This is a genomic window from Kitasatospora sp. NBC_01560, assembly GCF_045208415.1.
Classification (GTDB): Bacteria; Actinomycetota; Actinomycetes; order Streptomycetales; family Streptomycetaceae; genus Kitasatospora.
Genome location: NZ_CP109364.1, coordinates 250,811 through 276,241 on the forward strand (window position 1 = coordinate 250,811; position 25,431 = coordinate 276,241).

The 25,431-nt window shown below is 74.3% G+C and carries 10 protein-coding genes; 3 read left to right on the forward strand and 7 right to left on the reverse strand.

Going from position 1 to position 25,431, the window contains the following annotated elements; genetic code table 11:
- Positions 1-14,409, reverse strand: coding sequence for a type I polyketide synthase (locus OH807_RS00995; RefSeq protein WP_406210616.1), 14,409 nt, complete (start codon positions 14,407-14,409; stop codon positions 1-3).
- 1,360 nt (positions 14,410-15,769) lie between these two features.
- Here OH807_RS00995 and OH807_RS01000 point away from each other — a divergent pair.
- Positions 15,770-16,528, forward strand: coding sequence for an isocitrate lyase/phosphoenolpyruvate mutase family protein (locus OH807_RS01000; protein ID WP_406192477.1), 759 nt, complete (start codon positions 15,770-15,772; stop codon positions 16,526-16,528).
- Positions 16,529-16,745: 217 nt separating this feature from the next.
- Here the strand turns inward: OH807_RS01000 and OH807_RS01005 are convergent, their stop codons facing one another.
- The 5 genes from OH807_RS01005 to OH807_RS01025 form a co-directional block, all read right to left on the reverse strand.
- A complete protein-coding gene (locus OH807_RS01005; RefSeq protein WP_406192480.1) occupies positions 16,746-17,228 on the reverse strand; it encodes a hypothetical protein in 483 nt (160 codons plus the stop codon).
- 47 nt (positions 17,229-17,275) lie between these two features.
- Positions 17,276-17,512, reverse strand: coding sequence for a hypothetical protein (locus OH807_RS01010; protein WP_406192483.1), 237 nt, complete (start codon positions 17,510-17,512; stop codon positions 17,276-17,278).
- A gap of 343 nt (positions 17,513-17,855) precedes the next feature.
- Entirely contained in the window at positions 17,856-18,905 is a 1,050-nt protein-coding gene (locus OH807_RS01015; protein ID WP_406192486.1) for a YihY/virulence factor BrkB family protein, read from the reverse strand.
- Between the two features lie 266 nt (positions 18,906-19,171).
- A complete protein-coding gene (locus OH807_RS01020) occupies positions 19,172-19,822 on the reverse strand; it encodes a hypothetical protein (RefSeq protein WP_406192489.1) in 651 nt (216 codons plus the stop codon).
- A 667-nt stretch (positions 19,823-20,489) separates the two neighbouring features.
- Positions 20,490-21,791 (reverse strand): FAD-dependent monooxygenase, encoded by a 1,302-nt coding sequence (locus tag OH807_RS01025; RefSeq protein ID WP_406192492.1) that lies wholly within the window; start codon positions 21,789-21,791, stop codon positions 20,490-20,492.
- Between the two features lie 598 nt (positions 21,792-22,389).
- On the opposite strand from OH807_RS01025, the gene OH807_RS01030 reads away from it, so the two are divergent.
- Positions 22,390-23,004: a hypothetical protein gene (locus OH807_RS01030; protein ID WP_406192495.1), complete on the forward strand. Its 615-nt coding sequence runs from the start codon at positions 22,390-22,392 to the stop codon at positions 23,002-23,004.
- A 473-nt stretch (positions 23,005-23,477) separates the two neighbouring features.
- On the opposite strand, the gene OH807_RS01035 is transcribed toward OH807_RS01030, so the two are convergent.
- A complete protein-coding gene (locus OH807_RS01035) occupies positions 23,478-23,759 on the reverse strand; it encodes a MerR family transcriptional regulator (protein ID WP_406210619.1) in 282 nt (93 codons plus the stop codon).
- A gap of 1,208 nt (positions 23,760-24,967) precedes the next feature.
- Between OH807_RS01035 and OH807_RS01040 the strand changes: the two genes are divergently transcribed.
- Entirely contained in the window at positions 24,968-25,129 is a 162-nt protein-coding gene (locus OH807_RS01040) for a hypothetical protein (protein ID WP_406192498.1), read from the forward strand.
- The last annotated feature ends 302 nt before the right edge of the window (positions 25,130-25,431 follow it).

Here is a 25,431-nt window from a genome sequence, read left to right on the forward strand (position 1 = left end):
TCAGGCGTTGCCGAAGTCGTTGTCGATCAGGGCGAACAGCTCGTCCGCTGTCGCCGTTTCCATCGCCGCGGCGGTCTCGTGCACCGGTCCGGGCGGTGGCGCCTCGCCGCCCGGTGCGCCGGCGCGCCGGCCCCAGCCGCGGAGCAGTTCGTCCAGGCGTTCGCCGACCCCGTCGGTGCCGGCCGTTCCGGGCGGGACGGCCGCGAGGAGCGCGGCCAGCCGGTCCAGCTCGGCCAGCAGCGGCGAGGGCGGTCCGGGCGCGGCGGACAGCTCCGCGTCCAGGTGGGCGGCGAGCGCTTCGGGCGTCGGGTGGTCGAAGACGACCGTCGGCGGGACGGCCAGCCCGGTGGCCTCGCACAGCGCGTTCCGGTACCGCACCGCGAGCATCGAGTCGAAGCCGATCTCGGAGAAGGCGCGTTCCGGGCGCACCGGACCGGTCCCGGAATGGCCGAGGACCGCGGCCGCGTGCCGGACGACCAGGTCGAGCACCGCTTGGCGGCGTGCCCGCCGGTCCAGCGGGGCCAGCCTGGCGGCCAGTCGTGCGGCGGGGGTGCCGTCCTCGTCGCCCGCGGTCCGCGGAGTGTCCCCGGCCGGCTCCGCGGTGGCGGCCGCGGCGGCCGTCCGGCCCGGTGTGGGCAGCCAGTACCGGTCGCGCTGGAAGGGGTACGTCGGCAGTAGGACGGGTGCCGGGCCGCCCGGCCCGGGGGTCCCCGTCCAGGGCGACCAGTCCACCGGGCCGCCGCCGGCCGCCCACGCCTCGGTCAGTGAGGCCAGCAGCCGCTCCCGGCCGCCGTCGCCGCGCCGCAGCGTGCCGACCGCCGACACCTCCCGCCCGGCCTCCGCGGCCACCGCCTCGATCCCGGCGAGCAGCACCGGATGCGGGCTGACCTCGACGAGCAGGGTGTGGCCCGCGTCGAGCAGGGCGCCGGTCGCTCCGACGAAGTCGACCGGCTCGCGCAGGTTGCGGTACCAGTAGGCGGCGTCGAGCGATTCCCCGGCGACGGGGCCGCCGGTCACCGTCGAGTAGAGCGGGACGGCCGAGGCGCGGGGGCGTATCCCGGTGAGGGCTTCGCGCAGTTCGTCCTCGATCTCGGCCACCTGTGCCGAGTGGGCCGCGTAGTCGACCGGGATCGCCCTGGCCCGTACACCGTCCCGGTCGCAGGCCGCGAGCAGGGCGGCCAGCTCCTCGGGCTCCCCGGCGACGACCACGGCGTCGGGGCCGTTCACCGCGGCCACGCAGAGGCGTCCACCGGCGGGCAGCAGGCTCGTGGTCCGCTCGGCGGAGGCGGCGACCGACACCATGCCGCCGCGTCCCGCCAGCCTCAGCAGCGCCCTGCTGCGCCGGGCCACCACGAGGGCCGCGTCGTCGAGCGACAGCGCTCCGGCGACGTGGGCGGCGGCGATCTCGCCCTGGCTGTGTCCGACGACCGCGTCCGGGGTGACCCCGGTGTCGCGCCAGTGAGCGGCCAGCGCGACCATCACGGCGAACAGCACCGGCTGGACGACGTCCACGCGGTCGAGCGTCGGCGCGCCGGGCGCGCCGCGCAGCACCTCGGTCAGGGACCAGTCGGTGTGCGGGGCGAGCGCCTGTTCGCAGGCGGCGACGGCGGTGGCGAACGGCGCGGAGGCGTCGAGCGCCGCGGCGGCCATGCCGGCCCACTGCGAGCCCTGGCCGGGGAAGACGAAGGCCGTACGACCGCCGCGCGCCCGGTCCTGCACGGTGTCGGGCGCGGGTTCGCCCGCCGCGAGGGCGTCCAGCCGGCCGAGGAGCGCGTCGCGGTCGCGGCCGACGGCTGCGGCCCGGACGGGCAGGGCGGGGCGGGTGGTGACGAGCGCACGGGCCGCGGCGGCGGCGCCCCCGTCGGGGCGGGCCCGCAGGTGCTCGCCCAGTCGGCGCGCCTGTCGGCGCAGGGCCGCGGGCGTCATGGCGGAGAGCAGCCACGGAACGGTGGTCCCGGTGTCCTCGGAGGCTTCGCCGTCCGTGCCGTCCGTGGCGTCCGTGCCGTCGGGCAGCGGGCCGGCGTCGGCGGCGGGTGCTTCCTCCAGGACGGCGTGGGCGTTGGTGCCGCTCATGCCGAACGCGGAGACGCCGGCCCGGCGCGGCCGGTCCCCGTCCGGGGCGTCCCAGGGGCGGGCGTCCGCGAGCAGCCGGACGGCGCCGGCCGACCAGTCCACCCGGCTGGACGCCTCCTGTGCGTGCAGCGTGCCGGGGAGCACGCCGTTGCGCAGTGCGAGCACCGTCTTGATGACCCCGGCGACCCCGGCGGCGGCCTGGGTGTGCCCGATGTTGGACTTCAGCGACCCCAGCCACAGCGGGCGGTCGGCGGGCCGGTCCTGGCCGTAGGTGGCCAGCAGGGCCTGCGCCTCGATGGGGTCGCCGAGCACGGTGCCGGTGCCGTGCCCCTCGACCAGGTCGACATCGGTGCCGGACAGTCCCGCCGCGGCCAGCGCGGTCCTGATCACCCGCTGCTGCGCGGGGCCGCTCGGAGCGGTGAGGCCGTTGCTGGCACCGTCCTGGTTCACCGCGGTGCCCCGGACGAGGGCGAGGACCGGATGCCCGAGGCGGCGCGCGTCGGAGAGGCGTTCCACGAGCAGGACGCCCACCCCTTCACCCCAGCCCGTGCCGTTCGCCCCTTCGGCGAAGGAGCGGCAGCGGCCGTCGGGCGACAGGCCCTGCTGACGGCTGAACTCGACGAAGACGTCCGGGCTCGCCATCACCGCGGCGCCGCCGACCAGGGCGAACGAGCAGTCGCCGGCGCGCAGTGCCTGGCCGGCCAGGTGCAGGGCCACCAGCGAGGACGAGCAGGCCGTCTCCACGGTCACGGCGGGGCCCCCGAGTCCGAGGGTGTAGGCGACGCGGCCGGAGGCGACACTGGTGACCGTGCCGCTGAGGAGATGCCCCTCGATCCCGTCGGACGGGTTCTGCGGGCCGGTGCCGTAGCCCTGGGCGGCGACGCCGACGTAGACGCCGCCCTCGCTGCCGCGGACCGACGCGGGGTCGAGTCCGGCCCGCTCCAGTGCCTCCCAGCTGGTTTCGAGGAGCAGTCGCTGCTGCGGGTCCATGGCCAGTGCTTCGCGCGGGGAGATGCCGAAGAACTCCGCGTCGAACTCGGCCGCGCCGTCCAGGAATCCGCCGCCGGTGGTGTAGAAGGTGCCCGGGTGCAGGGGGTCCGGGTCGTAGAGCGTGTCCAGCGGCCAGCCGCGGTCGGCGGGCAGCGCGGCGACCGCGTCCACTCCGTCGGCCACCAGCTGCCACAGGTCCTCGGGCGAGCGGACGCCGCCCGGGAACCGGCAGGCCATCGAGACGATCGCCAGGGGTTCGTCGGCCGCCGCGGGCCCGGCCGCGCCGCCGGCGGCTGCGGAGTCCGTCGCGGCCGTGCCGGTCGCGCCGGTCGTGCCGTCGGCGGCCGGTTCGGTGCCGCACAGCTCGGCGAAGAGGTGGGCGGCGAGGGCGGCTGCCGTCGGGTGGTCGAAAACGGTGGTGAACGCGAGCGGCAGAGCGGTGGCCGCCACCAGCCGGTTGCGGAGTTCGACGGCGGTGAGCGAGTCGAAGCCCAGCTCGCGGAACGGGCGGTCGGCCGTGAGGCCGGTGGCCGACTCGTGGCCCAGCACGGCGGCCGCTTCGCTCCGCACCAGTTCCGTCAGCAGTTTGCGGCCCTCGGACTCGGACAGCCGGTCCAGCCGGTGCAGCCACGACGGGCCGGCGCCCGTGCCGGGTCCGGGGCCGGCGGAGGTGTCCGCCTCCGCGGGGTCGCCGTCCGCCGCCCGGGGCTCCGGGGCGGCGGACAGGCCGCGCAGCAGCGCACTGTCCCTGACCGAGCCGAAGATCGGCGCGAAGCGGCTCCAGTCCAGCTCGGCGACGACCGGTTCGCCCTCGTCCAGGGTCAGCGCCAGGCCGAGCGCGGTGAGCGCCGCTGCCGGGGCCATCGGCACCAGCCCGTGGCGGCGCAGGCCGTCGCCGACCGCGCCCTCGGCCATGCCCGCGCCGGCCCAGGGGCCCCAGGCCACCGAGGTCGCCGTCAGGCCCCGGCCACGCCTCGCCGCGGCGAGGCCGTCCAGGTAGGCGTTGGCTGCCGCGTAGGCGCCCTGGCCGCCGCTGCCCCAGGTGCCCGAGATCGAGGAGAACAGCACGAAGGCGTCCAGCGGGCGGTCTTCGAACAGGGCGTCGAGGTGGGCCGCGCCGCGCGTCTTGGCCGCCGTCCGCCGGGCCAGTTCCTCCGGCGTGCAGTCCATCAGCGCGGTGTCCGAGGTGAGTCCGGCGGCGTGCACCACGGCCCGTACGGTGTCGCCCTCGTCGCGCAGCCGCCCCAGGACCCGCTCCAGCGCGGTGCGGTCGGCGACGTCGCAGGCCAGCAGGGTGCTCCGGGCGCCGAGCGCCGCCAGGGCGTCGACCAGCGCGTCGGCTCCGGGGGCCTCGGGGCCCCGCCGGCCGAGGAGGACGAGGTGTTCCGCACCGCGCTCCGCGAGCCAGCGCGCCACCTGGGCGCCGAGGCCTCCGGTGCCGCCGGTGACGAGGACCGTGCCGCGCGGCGTCCACGGTGCGGGCGCGGATGTCGCGGGCTCCGGCGCGGGGACGAGCCGACGGCCCAACGGTCCCGGCGCGCGTACGGCCACCTGGTCCTCGCCGTCCTTTCCGGCCAGCACCGCGCACAGCCCGTCCAGCGCGGGCCCGTCCAGCTGGGCCGGCAGGTCGACCAGGCCGCCCCAGCGCAGCGGGTACTCCAGTGCCGCCACCCGGCCCAGGCCCCACACCTGGGCCTGCTCGGGGCGGACCTCCTCCGTGCCGTCGGCCGCCACCGCGCCGCGGGTGGCGCACCACAGGGGTGCGTCGACGCCGCTGTCGCCCAGGGCCTGGACCAGCAGCAGGGTCCCGGTCAGGCAGGCGTCGAGCACCGGCAGGTCCGGGCGGGGGCCCCGGGCCAGGGCCAGCAGCGACAGGACGCCCTCCAGGGAGCCGAACTCCTGCAGCAGCGAGGCCAGTTCGGCGCGTTCGACGGCGGCCCCGACCCGGATCACGGCCACGTCGGCGCCGTGTCCGGCGAGCGCCTGTTCGCAGGCGAGTGCGGTGTCCTCGGCACCGGGTCCGTCCGGGGTGACGAGCAGCCAGCGGCCGGAGAGGCGGGGCTCCGCGGGCGCGGTGAGCGGCTCCCAGGCGATGCGGTAGCGGCGGGGGCCGGCAGGGGCCTCGGTCTCCCGGCGGGAGCGCCGGGCGGCGGGGGCCGGGCCGGGCGCGGCCACCGGCCAGAAGCGCCTGCGCTGGAAGGCGTAGGTGGGCAGGTCGACCCGCTGCACGTCGGTGCAGCTCCAGCCCGCCGACCAGTCCACGGCCACACCGCGCAGGTGCAGCGAGGCGAGTGCGGTGCGGACCGCGTCCGGCTCGCCGCGGCCGTCGCGCAGCAGCGGCACCGTCCCGAGGCCGCCGGTGGTGGGGGTGGCGTCGGGGAGGCAGGCGTGGAGCATGCCGGACAGCACGCCGCCCGGTCCGAGTTCGAGGTACGTCGTCGCGCCCTCGGCCCGCAGCCGGCGGGCCCCTTCCAGGAAGCGCACGGTGCCCCGGACGTGGCGCACCCAGTGTTCGGGTGAACGGAGTTCCGCGGCCGTGGCCGTGCGCCCGGTCAGGTTGGAGACGATCTCGATGGCGGGCGCGTGGTAGGTCAGCGACTCGGCCACGTCCCGGAACGCGTCGAGCATCCCGTCCGTCCGGGCGGAGTGGAACGCGTGGCTCACACTCAGCCGGCGGGTGCGCCGGCCGCGGGAGCGGAACACCCCGGCCAGGCGCAGCACCGCGTCCGCGTCACCGGACAGGACCACGGAGGAGGGCCCGTTGACGGCGGCGATGTCCACCGCGTCCCGGCCCGGGTCGCGGTCCGCTTCCGCCTCCGGAAGGGGGTGCCCGGTGCGGTCGTCCAGCAGGGCCTGCCGCACTTCCTCCTCGGTGGCCTCCACCGCCACCATCGCCCCGCCCTCGGGCAGTTCGTCCATCAGCCGGCCCCGGGCCGTTACCAGCGCGCAGGCATCGGGCAGGTCCAGCACGCCCGCCGCGTGGGCGGCGGCGAGTTCGCCGACGGAGTGCCCCATCAGCAGGTCGGGCCGCACACCCCAGTGCTGCACGAGCCGGAACAGCGCCGTTTCCAGGGCGAACAACGCGGGCTGGGTGTACCGGGTGCGGTCGAGCAGCGCCGCACCGGGGGTTCCGGGCTCGGCGAACAGGATGTCGCGCAGGGGCCGGTCGAGGTGCGGGTCCAGGCCGGTCAGTACCTCGTCGAGGGCGTCGGCGAACACCGGGTCGTCGCGGTAGAGCTCCGCGCCGGCTCCGGCCCGCTGGCTGCCCTGTCCCGGGAAGAGGAAGGCGGTCCGGCCGGAGCGTACGGTGCCTCCGGTGAGCAGGTGGCTCGCTGCCGTGCCGCGCGCGAGTGCGGTGAGTGCGCGTCGGACGGATGCCCGGTCCCGTCCCAGGACGGCGGCCCGGTGTTCGAGCGGGGCCCGTCCGGTGGCGAGCGAGTAGGCGACGTCCGCCAGTTCGGTGTCCGGGTCGGCATCGAGCCGGCTCACCAGCCGGCCCGCCTGTGCCCGCAGGGCCTCCGGTGTGCCGGCCGAGAGCAGCAGCGGCACGGGCGGGGCGGCCCGGCGCGCGGTGGCCGTCGTGGCGGTGTCCGGGGCGGGTACGGCCGAGGTGTCGGTCCGCTCCGGGGCGGGCGCGACCGCGACGGCCGGTGCCTGCTCGATGATCGCGTGCGCGTTGGTGCCGCTGATGCCGAACGAGGACACGCCTGCCCGGCGCGGGTTCCCGGTCTCCGGCCACGGGGTCTGCGCGGTGAGCAGGCGGACGGCACCGTCGGACCAGTCGACGTGCGGGTTCGGCGTCCCGGCGTGCAGGGTTCCCGGCAGTTCGCCGTGGCGGACGGCCAGCACCATCTTCATCACTCCGGCCACCCCGGCCGCCGCCTGGGTGTGCCCGATGTTCGACTTCACGGAGCCGAGCCACAGCGGCCGGTCCACCGGGCGCGCCGGACCGTGGACGGCCTGGAGCGCCTGCGCTTCGATGGGGTCGCCGAGCTTCGTGCCGGTGCCGTGGGCCTCGATCGCGTCGATCTGGTCGGCGCGCAGCGCGGCGTCGGCCAGCGCGGCGCGGATGACCTGTTGCTGGGACGGACCGTTGGGGGCGGTGAGCCCGTTGCTGGCGCCGTCCTGGTTCACGGCGGTGCCGCTGATCAGCGCGAGTACGGGGTGGCCGTGGCGCAGGGCGTCGCTGTGGCGCTCCAGCAGCAGCACTCCGGCGCCCTCGCCCCAGCCCGTGCCGTCCGCGTCCGCCGAGAACGCCTTGCACCGTCCGTCGGCGGCGAGCCCGCGCTGACGGCTGAACTCCACGAAGAGCTGCGGGGTGCTCATCACCGTCACCCCGCCCGCGAGGGCCTGCTCGCAGTCGCCGCGCCGCAGTGCCTGCACGGCCAGGTGGAGCGCCACCAGCGACGAGGAGCACGCGGTGTCGACGGTGAGCGAGGGTCCCTGGAGGCCGAGGACGTAGGACAGCCGCCCGGACAGCACGCTGGCCGTGTTCCCGGTCAGCAGATGGCCCTCGGACACGCCCTCGGCGCCCCGCAGCAGCGCGGAGTAGTCCTGGCCGTTGGTACCGATGTAGACGCCGACCTGCCGGTCCTTCAGCGCGGTCGGGTCCTGCCCGGCGCCCTCGACCGCCTCCCAGGCGGTCTCCAGGAGCAGCCGCTGCTGCGGGTCCATGGCCAGCGCCTCGCGCGGCGAGATGCCGAAGAACTCCGCGTCGAACTCGGCGGCGTCGTGCAGGAAGCCGCCCTGCCTGCTGTACGTGGTGCCGGCGTGGTCGGGGTCGGGGTCGTACAGCCCCTCAGTGTCCCAGCCCCGGTTCGACGGCCAGTCGCCGACGGCGTCGGTGCCCTTCGAGAGCAGGTGCCAGAAGTCCTCGGGCCCTGCGACCCCGCCGGGGAAGCGGCAGCCCATGCCGACGATCGCGATCGGCTCGTTGCCGCCGGGTGCCGCGGTGCTGGCTGCGCCGGCGTCGACGGAGCCGGCGGGCCCGGCGGTGCCGCTCGCGGCGTCCGGCAGGTCCAGGTCCGCGAGCAGCCGGCCGGCCAGTGCCGAGGGTGTGGGGTGGTCGAACAGGACGGTGGCGGGCAGGGCCAGTCCGGTGACGGCGGCGAGGCGGTTGCGCAGCTCCACCGCCGTCAGCGAGTCGAAGCCGAGCGCGGAGAACGCCTTTCCGGGCTGGACGGTGTCGACGTCGGGGTGGCGCAGGACCGTCCTCGCGTGGGTGCGTACCAGCTCGGTGAGGGTCCTGACCCGGTCCTCGTGGCGCGGCAGTACGGCGATCCGCTGCCGCAGGGCGTCGGCGGGGTCGCCGCCCTCCCGGGCCGCCGACGGTGCGGTGGCATCCGGGGCGGGCCTCTCGGCGGCCGGGTCCGGGATCCCGTGGAGGAGGGCGGCGGTCCACCGGCCCCTGCCCGTGGTGAAGCGCCTCCAGTCGACATCGGCGACCACGACCAGCTCGTCGTCCTCCGCGAGTGCCCGGCCGATCGCGGTGACGGCCGTTTCGGGCTCCATCACCGGCATGCCGAAGTCCCGCAGCCGTGCGGCGACCTCGTCCGCCAGCATGCCCGGCCCGGCCCAGGCTCCCCAGGCCACGGACGTGCCGGGCAGTCCGGCGGCCCGGCGGGCGGCGACGAGTGCGTCGACGGCCGCGTTGGCGGCCGCGTAGTTGCCCTGCCCGGCGTTGCCCACGACGCCCATCACGGACGAGAACACCACGAAGGCCGACAGGTCGAGACCCGCGGTGGCCTCGTGCAGGTTCCGGGCGGCGGTCAGCTTGGCGCGCAGCACGACGGCGAGCCGCGCGGGGTCCAGCGCGTCGAGCACACCGTCGTCGAGGACGCCTGCCGCGTGGACGACCGCGGACAGCGGGCATCGCGCCGGGATGTCGGCGATCAGCGCCGCCAGTGCGGCCGGGTCTGCGACGTCGCAGGCGGCAAAGGTCACTTCGGCGCCCAGCGCCGTCAGTTCCGTCCGCAGCGCGTCCGTACCGGGTGCGTCGGCACCGCGACGGCTGACCAGCAGCAGCCGCTCCGCGCCCTGGCCCGCGAGCCAGCGCGCCGTGTGCGATCCGACGCCACCGGTGCCGCCGGTGACGAGGACCGTGCCCTGCCATTGCGGTCGCTTCCGCACGGCCGCGCCACCCCGACGGGCTTTCGGCGCCGCGGTCGACGCGGGCCGGAGACGGCGTCCGTGGACCCCGGTGGAGCGCACCGCCACCTGTTCCTCGTCGGCCACGGCTCCCGCGAGCACCGCGCACAAGCGGCGGGCGGCCCGTACGTCCAGCACCTCGGGCAGGTCGATCAGACCGCCGCGGCGATGCGGGTGCTCCAGTGCCAGCGTCCGGCCCAGGGCGGCAGACGCGGCCTGACCGACGTGTCCGGGCCGCTCCGCGCCGCCCAGGACCGCCGTTCCCTTCGTCAGCGTCCAGAGCCGGGCGTGGAGGCCCGCGTCCTCCAGCGCCTGGGCCAGGGCGAGGGTCAGCGCCGGACCACCGGGCAGGTCGGGGTGGTCGGGATGGGCGCGCTCCTCCCAGGACAGCAGGGACAGCACGCCGGCGATCGGCTGCTCCCCGGCGGTCTTCGTCAGCAGGGCGGCCAGTTGTCCGCGGGTCGCGCCCGGATCGGCGACGACGCACGGAAGGAGGTCGGCTCCGGCCTCGCCGAGGGTGTCCAGGACGGCCGCCGCGTCGTCGCCCTCGGGCCGCACGGCGAGCCAGCGACCGGGGAGGCCGTCCGCCGGCGCGACCGACAGGGGCACCCAGGCAACGTGGTAGCGCCAGGAGTCCGCCTTCCGTTCACGGTTCCTGACGGAGCGCCAGGTCGCCAGCGCGGGCAGGACTTCGTCCAGGGCTTCCCGGCCGACCCCGAGGGCTTCGGCGAGCTGGGCGGGGTCCTGAAGTTCCGGGTCGTCCCAGTGGTCCTCGGCGAGGGCGGCCGGGGCGGCGGCGGGGGCCGTCAGCCAGTAGCGGGTGCGTTGGAAGGCGTACGTCGGCAGCTCGACCCGCCGCGCCCCCGGGAACGCACCCGACCAGTCCACCCCCAACCCGCACTCCCACGCACGACCCACCGACCGCAACACCTGCGCCGGGCCGCCCTCCCCCCGACGCAACGTCCCCAACACCACCGCCTCCACACCCGCGGCCTCCACCGACTCCCCCACCGCAACCGACAACACCGCATGCGGACTCGACTCGACGAAGAACCGGAAACCCTCCCCCAACAACGCCACCGTCGCCCGCCCGAACTCGACGGTCTGCCGGAGGTTGCGGTACCAGTACTCCGCGTCCAGAGCCTCCGTGCCCAGCCGGCCACCCGTCACCGTCGAGAAGAACGGCACCGAACCCGCGACAGGGGTGATGCCGTTCAGGTCGGAGAGCAGGCGCTCGCGGATCTCCTCCACGTGCGCGGAGTGCGACGCGTAGTCGACCTCGATCGGACGCGCCCGCACCCCCTCCCCCACCAGGGCCTCGACCAGCTCCCCCACCGCGTCCGCGTCACCCGACACCACCGTCGACGACGGACCGTTCACCGCCGCCACCGACAACCGCCCCACCCACGAGGCGATCCGCTCCCGCACCACCTCCACCGGCAGGGGAACCGACGCCATGCCGCCCCGCCCCGCCAGCACCGCCACCGCCCGGGAACGCAGCGCGACCACCCGGGCACCGTCGTCGAGACTCAGCCCGCCCGCCACCACGGCCGCGGCGATCTCACCCTGGGAGTGACCGACCACCGCGTCCGGGACGACACCGAACGAACGCCACACCTCCGCCAGCGACACCATCACCGCCCACAACACCGGCTGCACCACATCGACCCGCGCCAGCAGCGCCTCCGAGCCCAGCGCCTCCGCCAACGACCAGTCGACGTAGGGCGCCAGCGCCCGCTCGCACTCCGCCATCCGTTCCGCGAACACCACCGACCCGGCCAGCAACTCCGCGGCCATCCCCACCCACTGCGAACCCTGACCCGGGAACACCAACACCGAACGACCGGAAACCAACCCGCCGCCGGACACCGACCCCGGTGCCAACCGCCCGTCCGCCAGCGCCTTCACGCCGTCGAGCAACTCGCTCCGGTCCCCGCCCACCACCACGGCACGGTGCTCGAAGGACGCACGCCCCACCCCCAGCGAATAACCCACGTCCGCCGTGTCGAGCCCGGGCTCCGCCATCACCCGCGTCGCCAACGCCCCGGCCTGCGCCCGCAGGGCCTCCGCACTGCGCGCCGACACCGGCCACGCCACCGGCCCAGGACGCCGGACACCCTCCACCGCCCCGGCCGGAGCCTCGGCCGGCGCAGACTCCAGGATGACGTGAGCATTGGTCCCGCTGATACCGAAGGAGGACACACCCGCCCGGCGCGGACGGCCCGTGTCGTCCCAGGCGCGGGCCTCGGAGAGGATCTCCACGGCTCCCGCCGACCAGTCCACCTCGGGCGTGGGGCCGTCCACGTGCAGCGTCCTGGGCATCACGCCGTGCCGCATCGCCAGCACCGACTTGATGACACCGCCCACCCCTGCCGCGGCCTGGGCATGGCCGATGTTGGACTTCAGCGAGCCGATCCACACCGGACGGTCCGCCGGCCGGTCCTGCCCGTACGTCGCCAACAGGGCCTGCGCCTCGATCGGGTCGCCCAACCGCGTCCCCGTACCGTGCGCCTCCACCACGTCCACCTCGGACGCCGACAACCCCGCATCCGCCAGCGCCGCCCGGATCACCCGCTGCTGCGACGGACCGTTCGGCGCCGTCAGACCATTGCTCGCACCGTCCTGATTCACCGCCGAACCACGGATCACCGCCAGCACCGGATGCCCGTGGCGCCGGGCGTCCGACAACCGCTCCACCAGCAGCATGCCCACGCCCTCGGCCAGGCCGAAGCCGTCGGCGGCTGCCGCGAAAGCCTTGCAGCGACCGTCCGGGGCCAGACCGCCCTGACGGCTGAACTCCACGAACATGCCGACCGTGGACATCACGGTCGCGCCGCCCGCCAGCGCCAACGAGCACTCGCCCGACCGCAGCGCCCGCACCGCGAGGTGCAGGGCCACCAGCGAGGACGAGCACGCCGTGTCGACGGTGACCGCCGCTCCCTCCAGACCGAGGGCGTAGGCCAGGCGGCCCGACGCGACGCTTCCGGTGTTGCCGGTCAGCAGGTGGCCGCCCTCGTCGGCGCCCTGTTCGAGCGTGGGCCCGTAGTCCATGGTCATCGCCCCGACGTAGACGCCCGTCGGGGTCCGCCGCAGGGTGGCCGGGTCGATCCCGGCCCGCTCCAGCACTTCCCAGCTCGTCTCCAGCAGCAGCCGCTGCTGCGGGTCCATGGCCAGGGCCTCGCGCGGCGAGATGCCGAAGAACTCCGCGTCGAAGTCCGCCGCGCCGGCGAGCGAACCCGCCTCTCGCTGGTAGTACCGGCCGGGCGTCCCCGGTGCGGGGTCGTACCGACCGGCGGTGTCCCAACCGCGGTCGTCGGGCAGCGCGGAGACGGCGTCGGCACCTGCCGAGACCAGCTCCCAGAGCTCGTCGGGGCTACCGACCCCGCCGGGGTAGCGGCAGCCCATGCCGACGATCACCACGGGGTCGTCGTCCTCGGCCCGCCGCACCGGCTCGTCCGCGTCCGGGTTCCTGTCGGCGTTCCTGCCGGCCCGGTCGCCGCCGATCGCGGCGCAGAGATACTCGGCCAGGGCCATCGGGGTCGGGCAGTCGAACGCAACCGTCGCCGGAATGCGCAGCGCCGTCGCCGCACTCAACCGGTTGCGCAGCTCCACGGCGGTGACGGAGTCGAATCCCAGATCGAGGAAAGCCCGTCCGGGGGAAACCGGATCGGACCGGCCGGTCAGCGCGGCGATCTCCTCGCCCACCAGCCGTGCCAGCGCGGCACGCCGCTCCGGTACGGCCAATCCGGCCAGCTCCTCGCGGAACGCGGTACCGGCATCCCGGTCACCGCCCGCGCCGTCCGGCCCGTTCACGTCCGCCGGGCCGGGCTCCGCGAGCGCCGCCAGGGCAGCCGCCGGCAGTTCCCGCACCTGGGCGTGCTGCCCGGCGAACAGCGCTTCCCGTTCCGGGGTGACCCCGTGCACGTACAGGTCACCGAGCGAGGTCAGGAACCGGCCCGGACCGCCCTGGTCACGGCGCAGCGTCCCGAGGACGGCGGCCCGCGCGCCGTGTTCCTCCGCACAGTCCGCGAGGGCGGAGGTCAGCACGGTGTGCGGGCTGACCTCCAGCAGCACCCCGTACCCGTCCCGCAGGAGGGCCCCGGCCGCCTGATGGAACCTGACCGTGTTGCGCAGGTTGCGGCACCAGTAGTCGGCGTCCAGGACCGGGACGTCCAGTCGTCCCCCGGTCAGTCCGGAGTAGTAGGGCAGCTGCGGTGTGCGGGGGCGGATCGGTGCGAGGTCGGCGCGCATCCGGGGGACGATCGCGTCGATGTGGGGGGAATGGGCGGCCAGGCCCACCGCGATCCGCCGCGCGTGCACCGCGTCCGAGGCCAGGTCGGCCAGGAGTTCGGCCGCGGCGTCGCGGTCGCCGGAGACGATCACGGACCGCGGGCCGTTGTGCGCGGCGACGACGAGGCGGCCGTCCCAGCGGCGCAAGCGCGGCTCGACCTCGCCGGCCGGGGCCATGACGGAGACCATGTCGCCCTGCCCGGCCAGGGTCGCCTGGGCCTGGCTCCACAGGGCCACCACCCGCGCGGAGTCGTCCAGGGACAGCGCGCCGCAGACCGCGGCGGCGGTGACCTCGCCAACGCTGTGCCCGAGCACTGCGGCCGGTTCCACGCCGTGGGAGCGCCACAGCGCGGCGAGCGACACCGTCACGGCGAACAGCAGGGGCTGCACCACGTCGGCCCGGTCCCCGGCGGGTGCGCCCGACGCGTCCGGGTCGCGGAGCACGTCGATCGGCGACCAGTCGACGAACGGTTCCAGGGCCTGCGCGCACGCGTCCATCCGGTCGCGGAACACCGTGGAGGTGTCCAACAGGTCCACCGCCATCCGGGGCCATTGCGCGCCCTGCCCGGGAAACACGAAGGCGACCCGCCCGCCTGCCCCTGCGGCGCCCTCCAGCAGGCCGGGCATGCTCCTGCCGTCGGCGAGCGCGTCCAGCCGCTGCAGGAATCCGTCCCGATCGTCCGCCACCACGGCCGCCCGCCGGCTCCCCCGGGAGGCGGTGCGCGCGAGGGTGAGCGCGATGTCCTGGGGGCTCCAGTCGTCACGACCGGCCAGGTACGCGTGCAGGCCGCGCGCGCCGGCCGCCAGCGACTCCTTGCCGCTGCCGGCCAGTGTCCACAGCAGCGGTGCTTCCGTACCGTCGGGGTGCGTCATCGTGACTTCGGACTCCTTCACCGCGATCAGGACCATCAGTCGCCGGACCGTGGCGGGTGCCCGCTCCCACGGGCCGCGCGCCGACCGGGACGCCTTCGTCATGCCCGGCGTGTACCGCCACCGGACTGCGACGTCGATCTTGCCCAAGGCGCATAGCGTCCCGATAGCGCAGGCCGCGACACGGTGCGGGTACGGGGAGCGGGCGGGTCGCGGCCCAGCGGGAGAGCCGCGCGCACCCCGTGGGCCGGGTCTGCCACCACCGGATACGGCCGTCGCGCCCCACCGATCGGGGACTTCGGGAGGTTAGCCCCGACGAGCCGGCCGTCCCTGGAGCACCTGCACTCCCCCGATCAGGCTGGTCGACCGGGAGGGCCGCCTCCACCTGCGACACCAACACCTGCCCGCCGGCCACGACAACCCGCACCCCAACGCCCTGGGCGAGTACCGGATCGCGCCGCCTACGAGCGCACCCTGCACGAGGGCCACGGCCTCGGCCGGTCGGTGCCGGCCGTCCCCGAACCGATCCCGCACCGGCCGATCTCCCCGGCGGCGGGGAGCGTGGCGCACACCGGTGCCAGCGGCGTCGCGGTGACCTGGAACCCGGTGTTCGGCGCGCGCGAACGCCCTCCGACAGAGGTGCCGTCGCTCTCCTTCGCCTCGCCGGCGGTCACGTGGACGGTCGTTCCGGGCTCGGACCGTTGCGGAGCGTGCCGATGATCAGACCGTGACGGCGGCCTCCAGGAGAGTCAAGGTCCGCGCGGTGGCGTCGACCTCCGCGTGGATGCCCAGCGGCAGCGGGAGATTGGGGCCGGCGTGGCCGATGAGCCCGCCGCCCACCAGCGTGGGCGGCCCTCGGCGAGCACCGCCGAGTCGCGCACCTCGAAACCCAGCTGCCGAAGTGTCCCGACACCACGGGCCAGGAGCGGTGCGTCCGCTCCGTCCAGTGGGCCGGAGGGCGCGGCTACCGACGACATCGCCGGGCGAGAGCGCGCGTGGGCGAAGGAGTGACGGCATGGCGGAGGACCCTTTCCCTGCTCTGGTCGACGGTCGCCGGCACACTGGCCGGAGGCACGGACAGCGAGGTCCTGACAGGACGTTCGATACCGGTGCTGCTGCAAGCGGTATCGAACGGAGTGCTGCCCGGACGACGCCGGCGGGACCGGAGCACCGATCAGCGCGACCGCCCGCAGGATGAAGTCCTTGCTCGGCTCCATCTGCGGGACGGCCAGGTGCTGCTCGCCGACCCGCCCCCAGTCGGGGTGGCCGAGGACCATGGCCACGGGGTGGGCGAAGAACGCGCGCCACATGACGGGGCGCAGCTCGTGGGGCTGCCGGTCGCCCGGTCGCGGCCCCGCCAACGCGTTCCTCGTGGCAATCCGGGGGTAGCGTCCAGGACATGGACTTTCATACGACCGTTGAGCGGGCCCAACGACTCAGGCAGCTGCACACCGAGTACACGCCGCTCGTGCTGCCGACCGTCTGGGACGTCTGGTCCGCACGAACAGCAGCAGCAGCCGGGTTCCCCGCACTGACCGTCGGCAGTCATCCACTCGCCGACTCCCGGGGGGCGGAGGACCACGAGGGACAGACCTTCGAGGAGGTACTCGCCGCTGTCAGGCCGATCGTCGCCGCGGTCGACATCCCCGTTTCCGTGGACCTGGAGGCCGGATACGGACAGCAGCCCGCGGATCTCGTCGCCGGACTCATCGGGATCGGCGGCGTCGGCCTCAACATCGAGGACACCGTCCACTCGGACGGAGGACGCCTGCGCAGCACACAGGAACACGCAAGCTACATCGGCGAGCTGCGCGCGGCGGCCGACAACGCCGGTGTCCCGGTCTGGGTCAACGGACGCACCGATCTCTTTCTGCCCGTGGAGGATCCCTCCGCCGTCCTCGACGAGGCCATCGAACGACTGCGAGCCCTGGAGCAGGCCGGCGCCGACAGCGTCTACCCGGTCGGCATCCAGGACAACGACGACCTGCTGGCGACGGTGACGGGTGCCCTCGCCGTTCCCGTGAACTCCACGGCCCATCCCGTCAAGCACGACCTCGAACGCTTTCGCCGCCTGGGCGTCCGCCGGGTCACCTTCGGCCCGCTGCTGCAGATCGCGATGGCGGAGTCGATGAGGGAGGTGCTCGCGCCCTGGAGGTGAGGCACCGATCCCCCCGTACGGTTCGAGGTCAGGGTGAGGCGCACGAGCCGCGCCCCGAAGCCGGGAAACGGAGAACGGTCGGGGCACCCGTCTGCAGAGGTGCCCCGACCGTTTGCGGCGGCCGCCGCCTGCCGCCGCTAGCGGAGGATCCGGATGCGCGCCGCGCCCGCACGCGGGCAACGGGAGCCCGCTCCACTGCGATTCGCGTGCAGGCCGGTCACCGACGCCCGACGGATCCGGAGGTGGGTGCTCCCTCCGCGACCATGTCCGCGGCAGCGGTACCGCCGGACGAGACCGCCGCCACGGCCTCGTCCGGCGCCGGCACCTCGCCCTTGCGGTCCACCAGTTCCGGGAGGTCGTCCTGAGCGGCGGTTCCGGCCCACCGGCGCCACACCAGCACCCCCGCCAGTCCGAGGAGTGCGGCGGCGGCGAAGCCCGTCGCGGTGCGCCGGCGCCTGCGCCGGCGGGTCACCCGCGGATTCAGGTTCCGTGCCAGGTGGAGGTAGCCGTCCCGGGCCCGGTCGCTCGCATGGCCGACCGCGGAGTGCACCTCCGTGCTGACCGGGCCCAGCCGGGCTGCCACCTGCTTGCCCGTCCGAGCAGCCGCCTTTTCGACGTGCAGTGCCTCTGCGCGAACGGCCTTCCCGGCCCTCGTCGCGGTCTCGCGGAGCGTGCTTGCGCGTGTGCGTGTGCGCTTCACTGAACTCTCCTTTCGTCAGCGGGTGGCCATGTCCGCGTTCGGCGCTTTCACGGGGCCACCGTGTCCGCGGCCGGAGGGGTGGCCCCGTCCTGCGTGTCCGAGGCTCCGTGTGCGGCTTGTTCGCCGCCCCGGTCCTCGGCACGGTGCTTCGGGGTCGCGTCCCGCCCGGCCCCGTCCACCTCGTCCCGGTTCCGCCCGTCCTCGTTCAGCTCGCGCGGCTCGTTCAGCCCGTTCAGCCCGTTCAGCCGGGCGGGGTCCTGCCGGCCGGTCAGATCATTCGTCATGTGCATCCTCCTGACGTGGCCGGTCCGGCGGGCCGGCGCGGCGGTACTTCGGTACCGCCCGGCTGCCCGGTCCAGCGCGCTTCACACCTGACGGCAGCCGGATCGCGCCGAACCGCCGACGGCACAAGGCGGACGGACCGCTCCTCGGCAACCCGGGTGCACGGCGCCCGTCCGCACGACCACTCAGGAGGCTTTCCCATGGCCGCACCGGTGCTCGACGACATCACCGAACTGCACGTGACCAGTGCGTGCCGGGGTGAGCTGGCCGTGGTGTCGGTCACCGATGAAGCGGGAACGACCCGGGTGTGCGGGCGACCGTTCCCCGCCCGCGTCGAGGGCGCGGTCACGGGCCCGACCCACCAGCACCGTGCCGGGTCCGGCCCCTTCGGTCCGGTCCGGCCGCGTCGTCCTCGTCCTTGTCCTCGTCCTTGTCCTCGACCTCGTCCGTGAAGACGACATCGACGCGCTGTTCCGGCCGGCGCTCCTCCTGACGGGCCACCGCCTCCAGGACCTCCTCGTCCGCTCCGGTCAGCGGGGGCTGCAACAGGCTTCGCGGCCACAGCCTGCGGTGGAGCACCACATTCGTCTCCGCCGCACAGACAGTGATCTGGGCGGCGAGGTACAGCCAGGACAGCAGCCCGATCACGGTGGCGAAGAACCCGTACACCGCGGTGGCGTGGCGAAGCTGGTGGGTGACCAGCACGGCGCCGAAGGCCTGCAGCAGGGTGAACAGCGGGCCGGCGACGGCGCAGCCCGGAGTCAGGGCGCGGGTGGGGACGTCGGCGGGGGTCAGGATGCGGAAGCAGACCAGAAGCAGGGCGGCGTTCAGCACGGCGGACAGCACGAGGGCGCCGATGCGGGCGAACAGGCCGGACAGGGCGGTGCCGACCAGGGCGGCGGCCGCCGTGGCCAGCAGCAGGCCGGCGGCGAGGGCGGCGAACAGCAGAAGGCTGCGAACCAGGCGCGGCCAGTAGCCGGGCCGTTCGACTCCGCGGACGTTCCAGACCTCGGCCATCGCGTGCTGGAGGACCTGCGCGATACCCAGGGCCCCGTACAGCAGACCGAGTACGCCGACGACCAGCGCCGGCCCGCTGCCCTGCACACTGTGGACGTTCTGGCGCAGTTGGTCGCCGATGATCGGGAAGTCGGAGAGCGCCGAGTCGACGACGGCCTGCTGCGCGTCGGGGTGGCCGTGCAGGACGAAGCCGAGCGCGGTGCTCAGCAGGAGCAGCAGCGGGACGAGTGCGACGAAGCCGTAGTACGTGATCAGAGCGGCGAGCAGTCCGCCGCGGTCGTCCCCGTACTTCTTCATCACCCCGACCGGAACGGCGAGCGGAGTGTGGTGCTGCTGTGCGCGGTCGACGACGCGCAGGAAGCGCTCGACGGGATTCATGCCGGGCTCCTTCGCTGGATGGTCCCGGACGGGCCGATCCCCTGCCCGGCGTCTGCCCGGCGATCGGCACCCGTACCGCACCCCGCGGACGTGGCTGTGCCCGCCGCGGCGGAACCAACCGGGAAGACGCCCGAACCGCCGATCCCCCGCCGCCCGGGCACACGCCCTGCGAACCGCCCGGACAGCCCCGACGCGCCCTGAACCACGCATCGGCCCCGGCCCGGACCCACACCCACCCCGAGCGCCGGACCGGAGCGCGCCGCGGCTCACCGGCGAAGGCGGGCCACGACCCACGGCACGCTGCGCCCCACCGCCGCGGCCAGGCCACGCAGCGTCGCACCGGCGGCCTGCCCTTCCCTCAGCCACAGCACGATGTCCTCCGCACCCACCCGCTCCGCTGCCCGGGCGTCGTTGAGACCCACCCGGGCCCGCTTCCCCGCCCCGGAGTTCACGCCGGTGGCCCGCACCGGGATGCCCTGCTGCGCGAGCAGGGCCGGGACCCTCCCCCGCCCGACCGCCAGGTGCCGAGCCACCTCCTCGATGCTCAGCTCCCGCTCCACGTACAGGGCATGGAGCGCGGTGGCCACGTCGGGGAAGCCCGCCGACCGGACCCGGGTGTCCGTGCGCCGCCCGGCGCGCAGCGCCCGAGTGCGACGCCCGGCGTCGAGCTTCTCGCGCCGCACCCGGATCAGCTCCGCCGGCAGGTCGCCGCGGACCGCCGTCCGCGCCGCGCGGGTGAGCGAGCCGTCGCGTGCCATCGCGTGCCCGACCGCGAAGTCCTCGCGCATCCCGGGTGTCGCGCGGAACAGGCCCGCCTGCCGCATCGAGCGATCCCGGCTCAGGGCGCGGGAGCTGAGCGCCCCGCGCCGGAGCAGGCCGAAGCGGGCACGGTACTCGGCGGCGCTGAGGCCGTGCACCGGATGTGGGCGCCCAGCGACCGGAAGCCCCGCCCGCACAGGTGACAGAACACCAGGTCCACATCCTCGTCGCGGACCAGCCGGCCGTGGTCCGGATGCACCGGCCGCGGCGCCGCCCCCGACAACACGCCTCCGCGTTCCTCCATCAGCGTGCCCTTCCTCCCGACCGCGGACGGCGGTCGACGGCCCCGGGCGGCCCCACCACTCCACCTTATTGCGAAGAGTATGCAACAACCTATAGAGGGTAATTGCATGGCGCGCCACCGCACCGGAGCGCGGGGAGCACCTGGTCCGGGGCTCGGCGCCCGGTGGCGGCCTCCAGCGCTTCGATCGTCCTGCTCCTCGGCGCGCGAACCGGCTCGGGCAGGCCGCCGCCCTGGTGCCCCGTGCCCGTGCGACGGGGGTGCACCCCTGCACCTGTCCGGCGGTCACTCCGACGGTCACTCCGTCGGGACACCGTGGAGGCTCCGCACCGGGCTACGCGGGCGAAAGTCCGACTTCTGCCGGAAGCCGGACGGCTCCGAGCACCGAGCACCGAGCACCCGCACGTCGAACGTCGCGGTGAGTACGACCGCGCGGGCACGGTGATGCCGAGGCCGTGGATGCGCCCGGCGTCGGTCCACGACTTCTGCGGCACCCCGCCACGGCCTCCGCCACGGGGACCTGCCTACGGCGTGGACGACCGCGTGATCGGGGATCCGGCCGGAGCCGCGGAGTCCGGCACCCCCGCGTAGTCGGGCAGCTCGATGCCGTTGATCGCGCGCCCCACCAGCTCGGTGAACCATTCGCCGGCGAAATCGGGAAGCGGCCCGGCGTCCGGCCCGGGAACGTCGCGGCTGCGGGCGTTCAGTCGGCCGATCTCCTGGTTGGCCTCGACGAACGGGCGCATCCGTGCCTCGTAGCGGGCGAACCCGGTACCGGGGTCCCACGCGGCGGCGGCCAGCTCTCCGGCCAGCACGTAGGCGCCGACCAGTGCCAGCCCGGTGCCCTGTCCGGACATCGGTGACGAGCTGAACGCCGCGTCCCCGAGCAGCCCCACCCGGCCGCTCGACCAGCGGTCCATCACCACCTGGGCGACCTGGTCGAGGTAGAAGTCCGGGGTGTCGTCCAGGTGCGCGAGGATGTCCGGGGCCAGCCAGCCCAGGCCCGCCATCCGCTCGCGCAGCAGGCGCTTCTGGGCCGCGACATCACGGTGGTCGACGTCGAAGTCGGCCGAGGCGGAGTAGAACATGGCCATCGCCCGGGCAGCGTCCTGGACGGGGCGCAGGAGGACCGAGCGCCCGGACTCCTCGTCCTGGTACTCAAGCAGCCAGCGATCGAGAGCGAACTCGTTCGGCACGCTGTAGAAGGCCAGCACGTGCCCGAGGTGGTGCAGGAACTGCCGATGCGGCCCGAAGACCGTCGCCCGCAGCTCCGAGTGCAGCCCGTCGGCCCCGACCACCAGGTCGAAGCGCCGCCGGTCGCCACCCTCGAAGACCACGTCGACCCCGTCCGCGTCCTGGGCGAGCCCGGCGATCCGGTCGCCGAAGAGGTACTCGACGCCGTCGCGGGTGTCGTCGTAGAGCACTCGGGACAGGTCCCCGCGCAGGATCTCGATGTCCGCGATGAACCCGTCGCCGCCGTCGTCATCCGCACGGAAGGTCTCCAACACCCGCCCGTCCGCGTCCACGGTGTGCGCGCCGGCGGTGTCGGTGCACGCCGCGCGGACCGCCGCGTCCAGCCCCATGCGCCTGATGACCTCCTTGGCGACCCCGCGTGCGTCCACCGCCTGCCCACCGGGCCGCAGCCCGACAGCCCGCTCCACCACGGTCACCTCGGCCCCCCGCCGGCGCAGCCAGTGGGCCAGCGCCGGTCCCGCGATGCTCGCCCCCGCCACCAACACCCGGGGACCGCGCGTCCCCGTCCCCCGCTCGCCCGTCCGGACCGTACGCCCCGGCTCGAAGTCGTTGATGCCCATCACTGCCTCCATGTGCTTCCTCCCGCACCGGAACGTTCCCGGCACGGGCCCACCGCTGTCAGTCGATCCGGAGTGTGGACTGCGGATCCGCCCACAACTCATCGGTACGGCCGAAATCGCGCCCACGCCCCCGTAAACACCCCGATCGGCATACGCGCCACCGCCTACCGACCGGGACCGGGCCGGGAGGACTTTGGAACTGCGGCTGGCGGCGGCACCTTCGCGTGCAGGTGCCGGAACCCGCGGCGCACCCGGGCCGGGGTGAGCCTGTTCGGTGCCGGCGGTCGTTGCCAGGGGCGTCGTAGGTCGGCGGTCAGGGGGGCGGGCGAGGAGAAGGTGCGGGTGGCGGCGATCACGGTCGTGAAACTCTTGTTGACGTATCGGAGCTGCGACCGGCATCGTTTCGGATCTGTTCGAACATACGATCAGCAGAACGAGTCACGGAGTGATCCCGATCCCGCGTATCAAGCGCGCAGCCGTCGCAGCCGGCCTCGCACTACCCCTTGTCGTTGTCACTGCAGTCGGGCTGGCCGGCCACAGCAGGACGGTTGCGCGGGCCGGGCGCACGGCCCCTACGACCACGGTGAGCCCCGGTGCGGAGCTGGAGTCCATGACCGGGCCGGTTCTGCAGACAACGGCGCAGACCGAGTTCCGCAAGGCCGCCTCGGTGACGATGACGGGCTTCGCCCTGAAGGACGGGCATCGCGCCGTCTTCGCAATATCGGCCGATCGCGACGGCAGATGCACGGGCACCTCGACCGAGCAGGGACAGGGCCCGAGCCGGTTTCTTCGAATCAAGGAGGAGACCTTCGTCCGATTGGACCCGCAGGCATTCGTCCGACAGTGGGGCGCCGCGGTTGCGACCAGGTACGGCGAACGATGGGTCCGGCTCTCTCCGGGTCAGGAACTCGAGGACGTCGGAGGGTTCTGCGACCTGACGAAGGTCCCCGTCGTGGGCGCCCCGAACCCGGCCGAACAGGCGCGCTCGGGCGGTGGGATCACGGTGGGAGGAAGGAAGGCAGCGAGCTTCCTGGTCACCAGCCCGGACAACCCGCCGTACCTGGGGTACATCGCGGCGGAGGGCTCACCGCGTCCCGTGCGCGTGGAGTCCCAGGCCTACGACTTCCAGATCGACTTCAGCAACTACGGCCTGCCCGTTCTGGTGACCGCTCCACCGTCTGACCAGGTGGTCGACCTCTCGGCTCTGACGGAACAGGCCCCGTAGCCGCGCCACTGAGGGCGGTGAGGTTCGTCCCGGAATCGGTACTGGACGTCGACGCGGTGAGCACAAGCCAGGCCCACACCTGGACCGGCGGGCCAACCGACGTCCGCTGTGCCGAGTGCGGCCGGCGGCACGAGGTGACCTCCAGCGCCATCTTGGCCACCGACGCCACCGGCGGCGGCGCCAGTCCTGTGGCGCCGAATCCCAGACCTGGAGTGCCGGTGGCACCTCGGCCGGCCCGCCGGTGGTCTCGGCGGGTGCGGGGGCCTCGGTGGGGGTGATCGTGTCGGGCACCCGGGGATCGTGGACCCCGCCACCGAAACCGGGCCGGGCGGTCCGCTGCGCACCGGCCGGCCCAACCGGCGGTTTCCGCAGAGGGGCGGCGGAGCCGAACGCACCACGGCATCGCGGACGGGCGGGGTGTGCCGGGCGGCCGGCGGTGAGTGTGCGCTCACCGCAGACCGGGGGCGGGCGGATCAGGTGTCGGCGGCGGTCCGGGGGGCGGCGCCGGAGCGGCGGAGTTCCTCGTTGATACGCAAGGCCTCTTCGAGCTGGTCCTCGAGGATGACGATGCGGCAGGCGGCGTCGATCGCGGTGCCCTGGTCGACGAGGTCTCGGGCGCGCATCGCGATCCGCAGTTGGTAGCGGGAGTAGCGGCGGTGGCCGCCGTCGGACCGCAGTGGGGTGATGAGGCCCTGTTCGCCGAGGGCGCGTAGGAAGCCGGCGGTGGTGCCGGTCATCGCGGCGGCGCGGCCCATGGTGTAGGCGGGGTAGTCATCGTCGTCGAAGGAGCTGACGGCGTCCGGGGTGTCCGGTCGGTTGGTGGCCGTGGTCACTGCACCTCTTCATATCTGGGTTCGGGAACGCATCGAGGGGCCCCGGCGCCATTGCGGCTCCGGGGCCCCGAAGGGGAACTTCACCATCTACCGGCCCTGGGCCGGTCCTTGTGTCCGCAACTCCTCCGGGGAGGATGATCGCGGGGATCGCGTATGCGTGACCGGAAACCACCGTCCTTCGTAACTGAGGGGTCTGCGGTGTCCGCCCGGACGAAGAACCACTCATCTCACGGGCCGGGCGATCCTGATGGCGCTAGCGCCCTCCGTTCTTCCTCTGCGTCAACTGACATCCTGCGAACTACTGGAACTTCGGTACTGCCAACTGCTGGTACTGCGAACTGCCTGGTCAACACGGGTACTGCCCGATACTGCGTACCGCTGTGGTGGCCATGCAGGCCCACCGGTTGTCCAGCAGCCAGCCCCGTCGCCCGTCCTGCACACCGCTCGGCTCGGAACCCCACTGCCCGGACTTCCCAGCACGCGCGCCCGCAGTCCGGCGCCTTTGCTGAGACCCTGCGTACTGCAACCACTGGTGACTGCGAATCGACTTCGCCTGCACTTACTGCGGTACCGCCGCTCTCGGTGGCCCCTGACCAGCGCGGGCCACCTGGCCCGGCCGCCAACCCCGTCGCCGTACTTCTCTGCTCTGGCTTCGGAGCTCCGCTGCCGTGCCGCTCTCCTGCATCACTGCCTCACGCCCGCCTGCACGGCGCGCCCGGCGTACTGCCGGTACTGCTGCTCCACTCACTGCGGTACCGCTGGGCGGCGGCCCCTGATCACTGCGGGCCGCCCGGCCCGGCCGCCGGTCCCGTCGCCGTACTGCACCAACCTGGCTTCAGAACCCCACAACCGTGCCGACCTGCGAACTTCTCTGCGCTGCCTCCCGCCAGTTCGTGTCTGGCGGGCCCTGCTGACTGCTGGTTACGAGAGAAACACTAGCCACTCCCCCCATCAATGTCTACTTCAGCCAGCACAGATTTTTCGGTGTTCGGAGGGAAGGTAGTCTTCGGCCCGCGCGCGGGCCGGAACACGCCGCGCGGGACCAGGGACGACGAGCAGGAAGGTGACCGGTGGAAGGAATCCGGGACATGTCGGCAGCGTGCACGCCCGTCCCCCATACGAGGGAGTCTTTGCTGACCGCCCTCGCCGAAGCCGTCCGCGACCGCGACGAGCGCACCCTGCGCCGGCTCCTGGCCCGCTTCGCCGAACAGGCCACCCTCACCGACCTCACCGACCTGCGCGACGCACTCCGACCCCGCGCCCGCCAAGGCGGGACCGCACTGCCCCAGTAGTCAGCAGGCGAGCGGGTGTACGGCCACCCGCCACCCGGGTGCGGCCCGCTTGGTGCTGGTCGACGGCGTGGTCCACCTGAACCCCGAAACGGCTGTCCTGAAGGAGACGTTGGACGGCCGGGCCGTGTCCATCGAGCAGCGGACGGCAGCACCTGGACCGGCTGGAACCAGCAGGTTCCCGACGCGGCCACGATGTCAGGGCCCGCACTGGCCGGGGGCAGCGGCGACACCCTCCACATCGCCTACCGCACCACACCCCCGCACACCGCTCGCGCACGACGCCGCGCACGGCCGGATGTCCC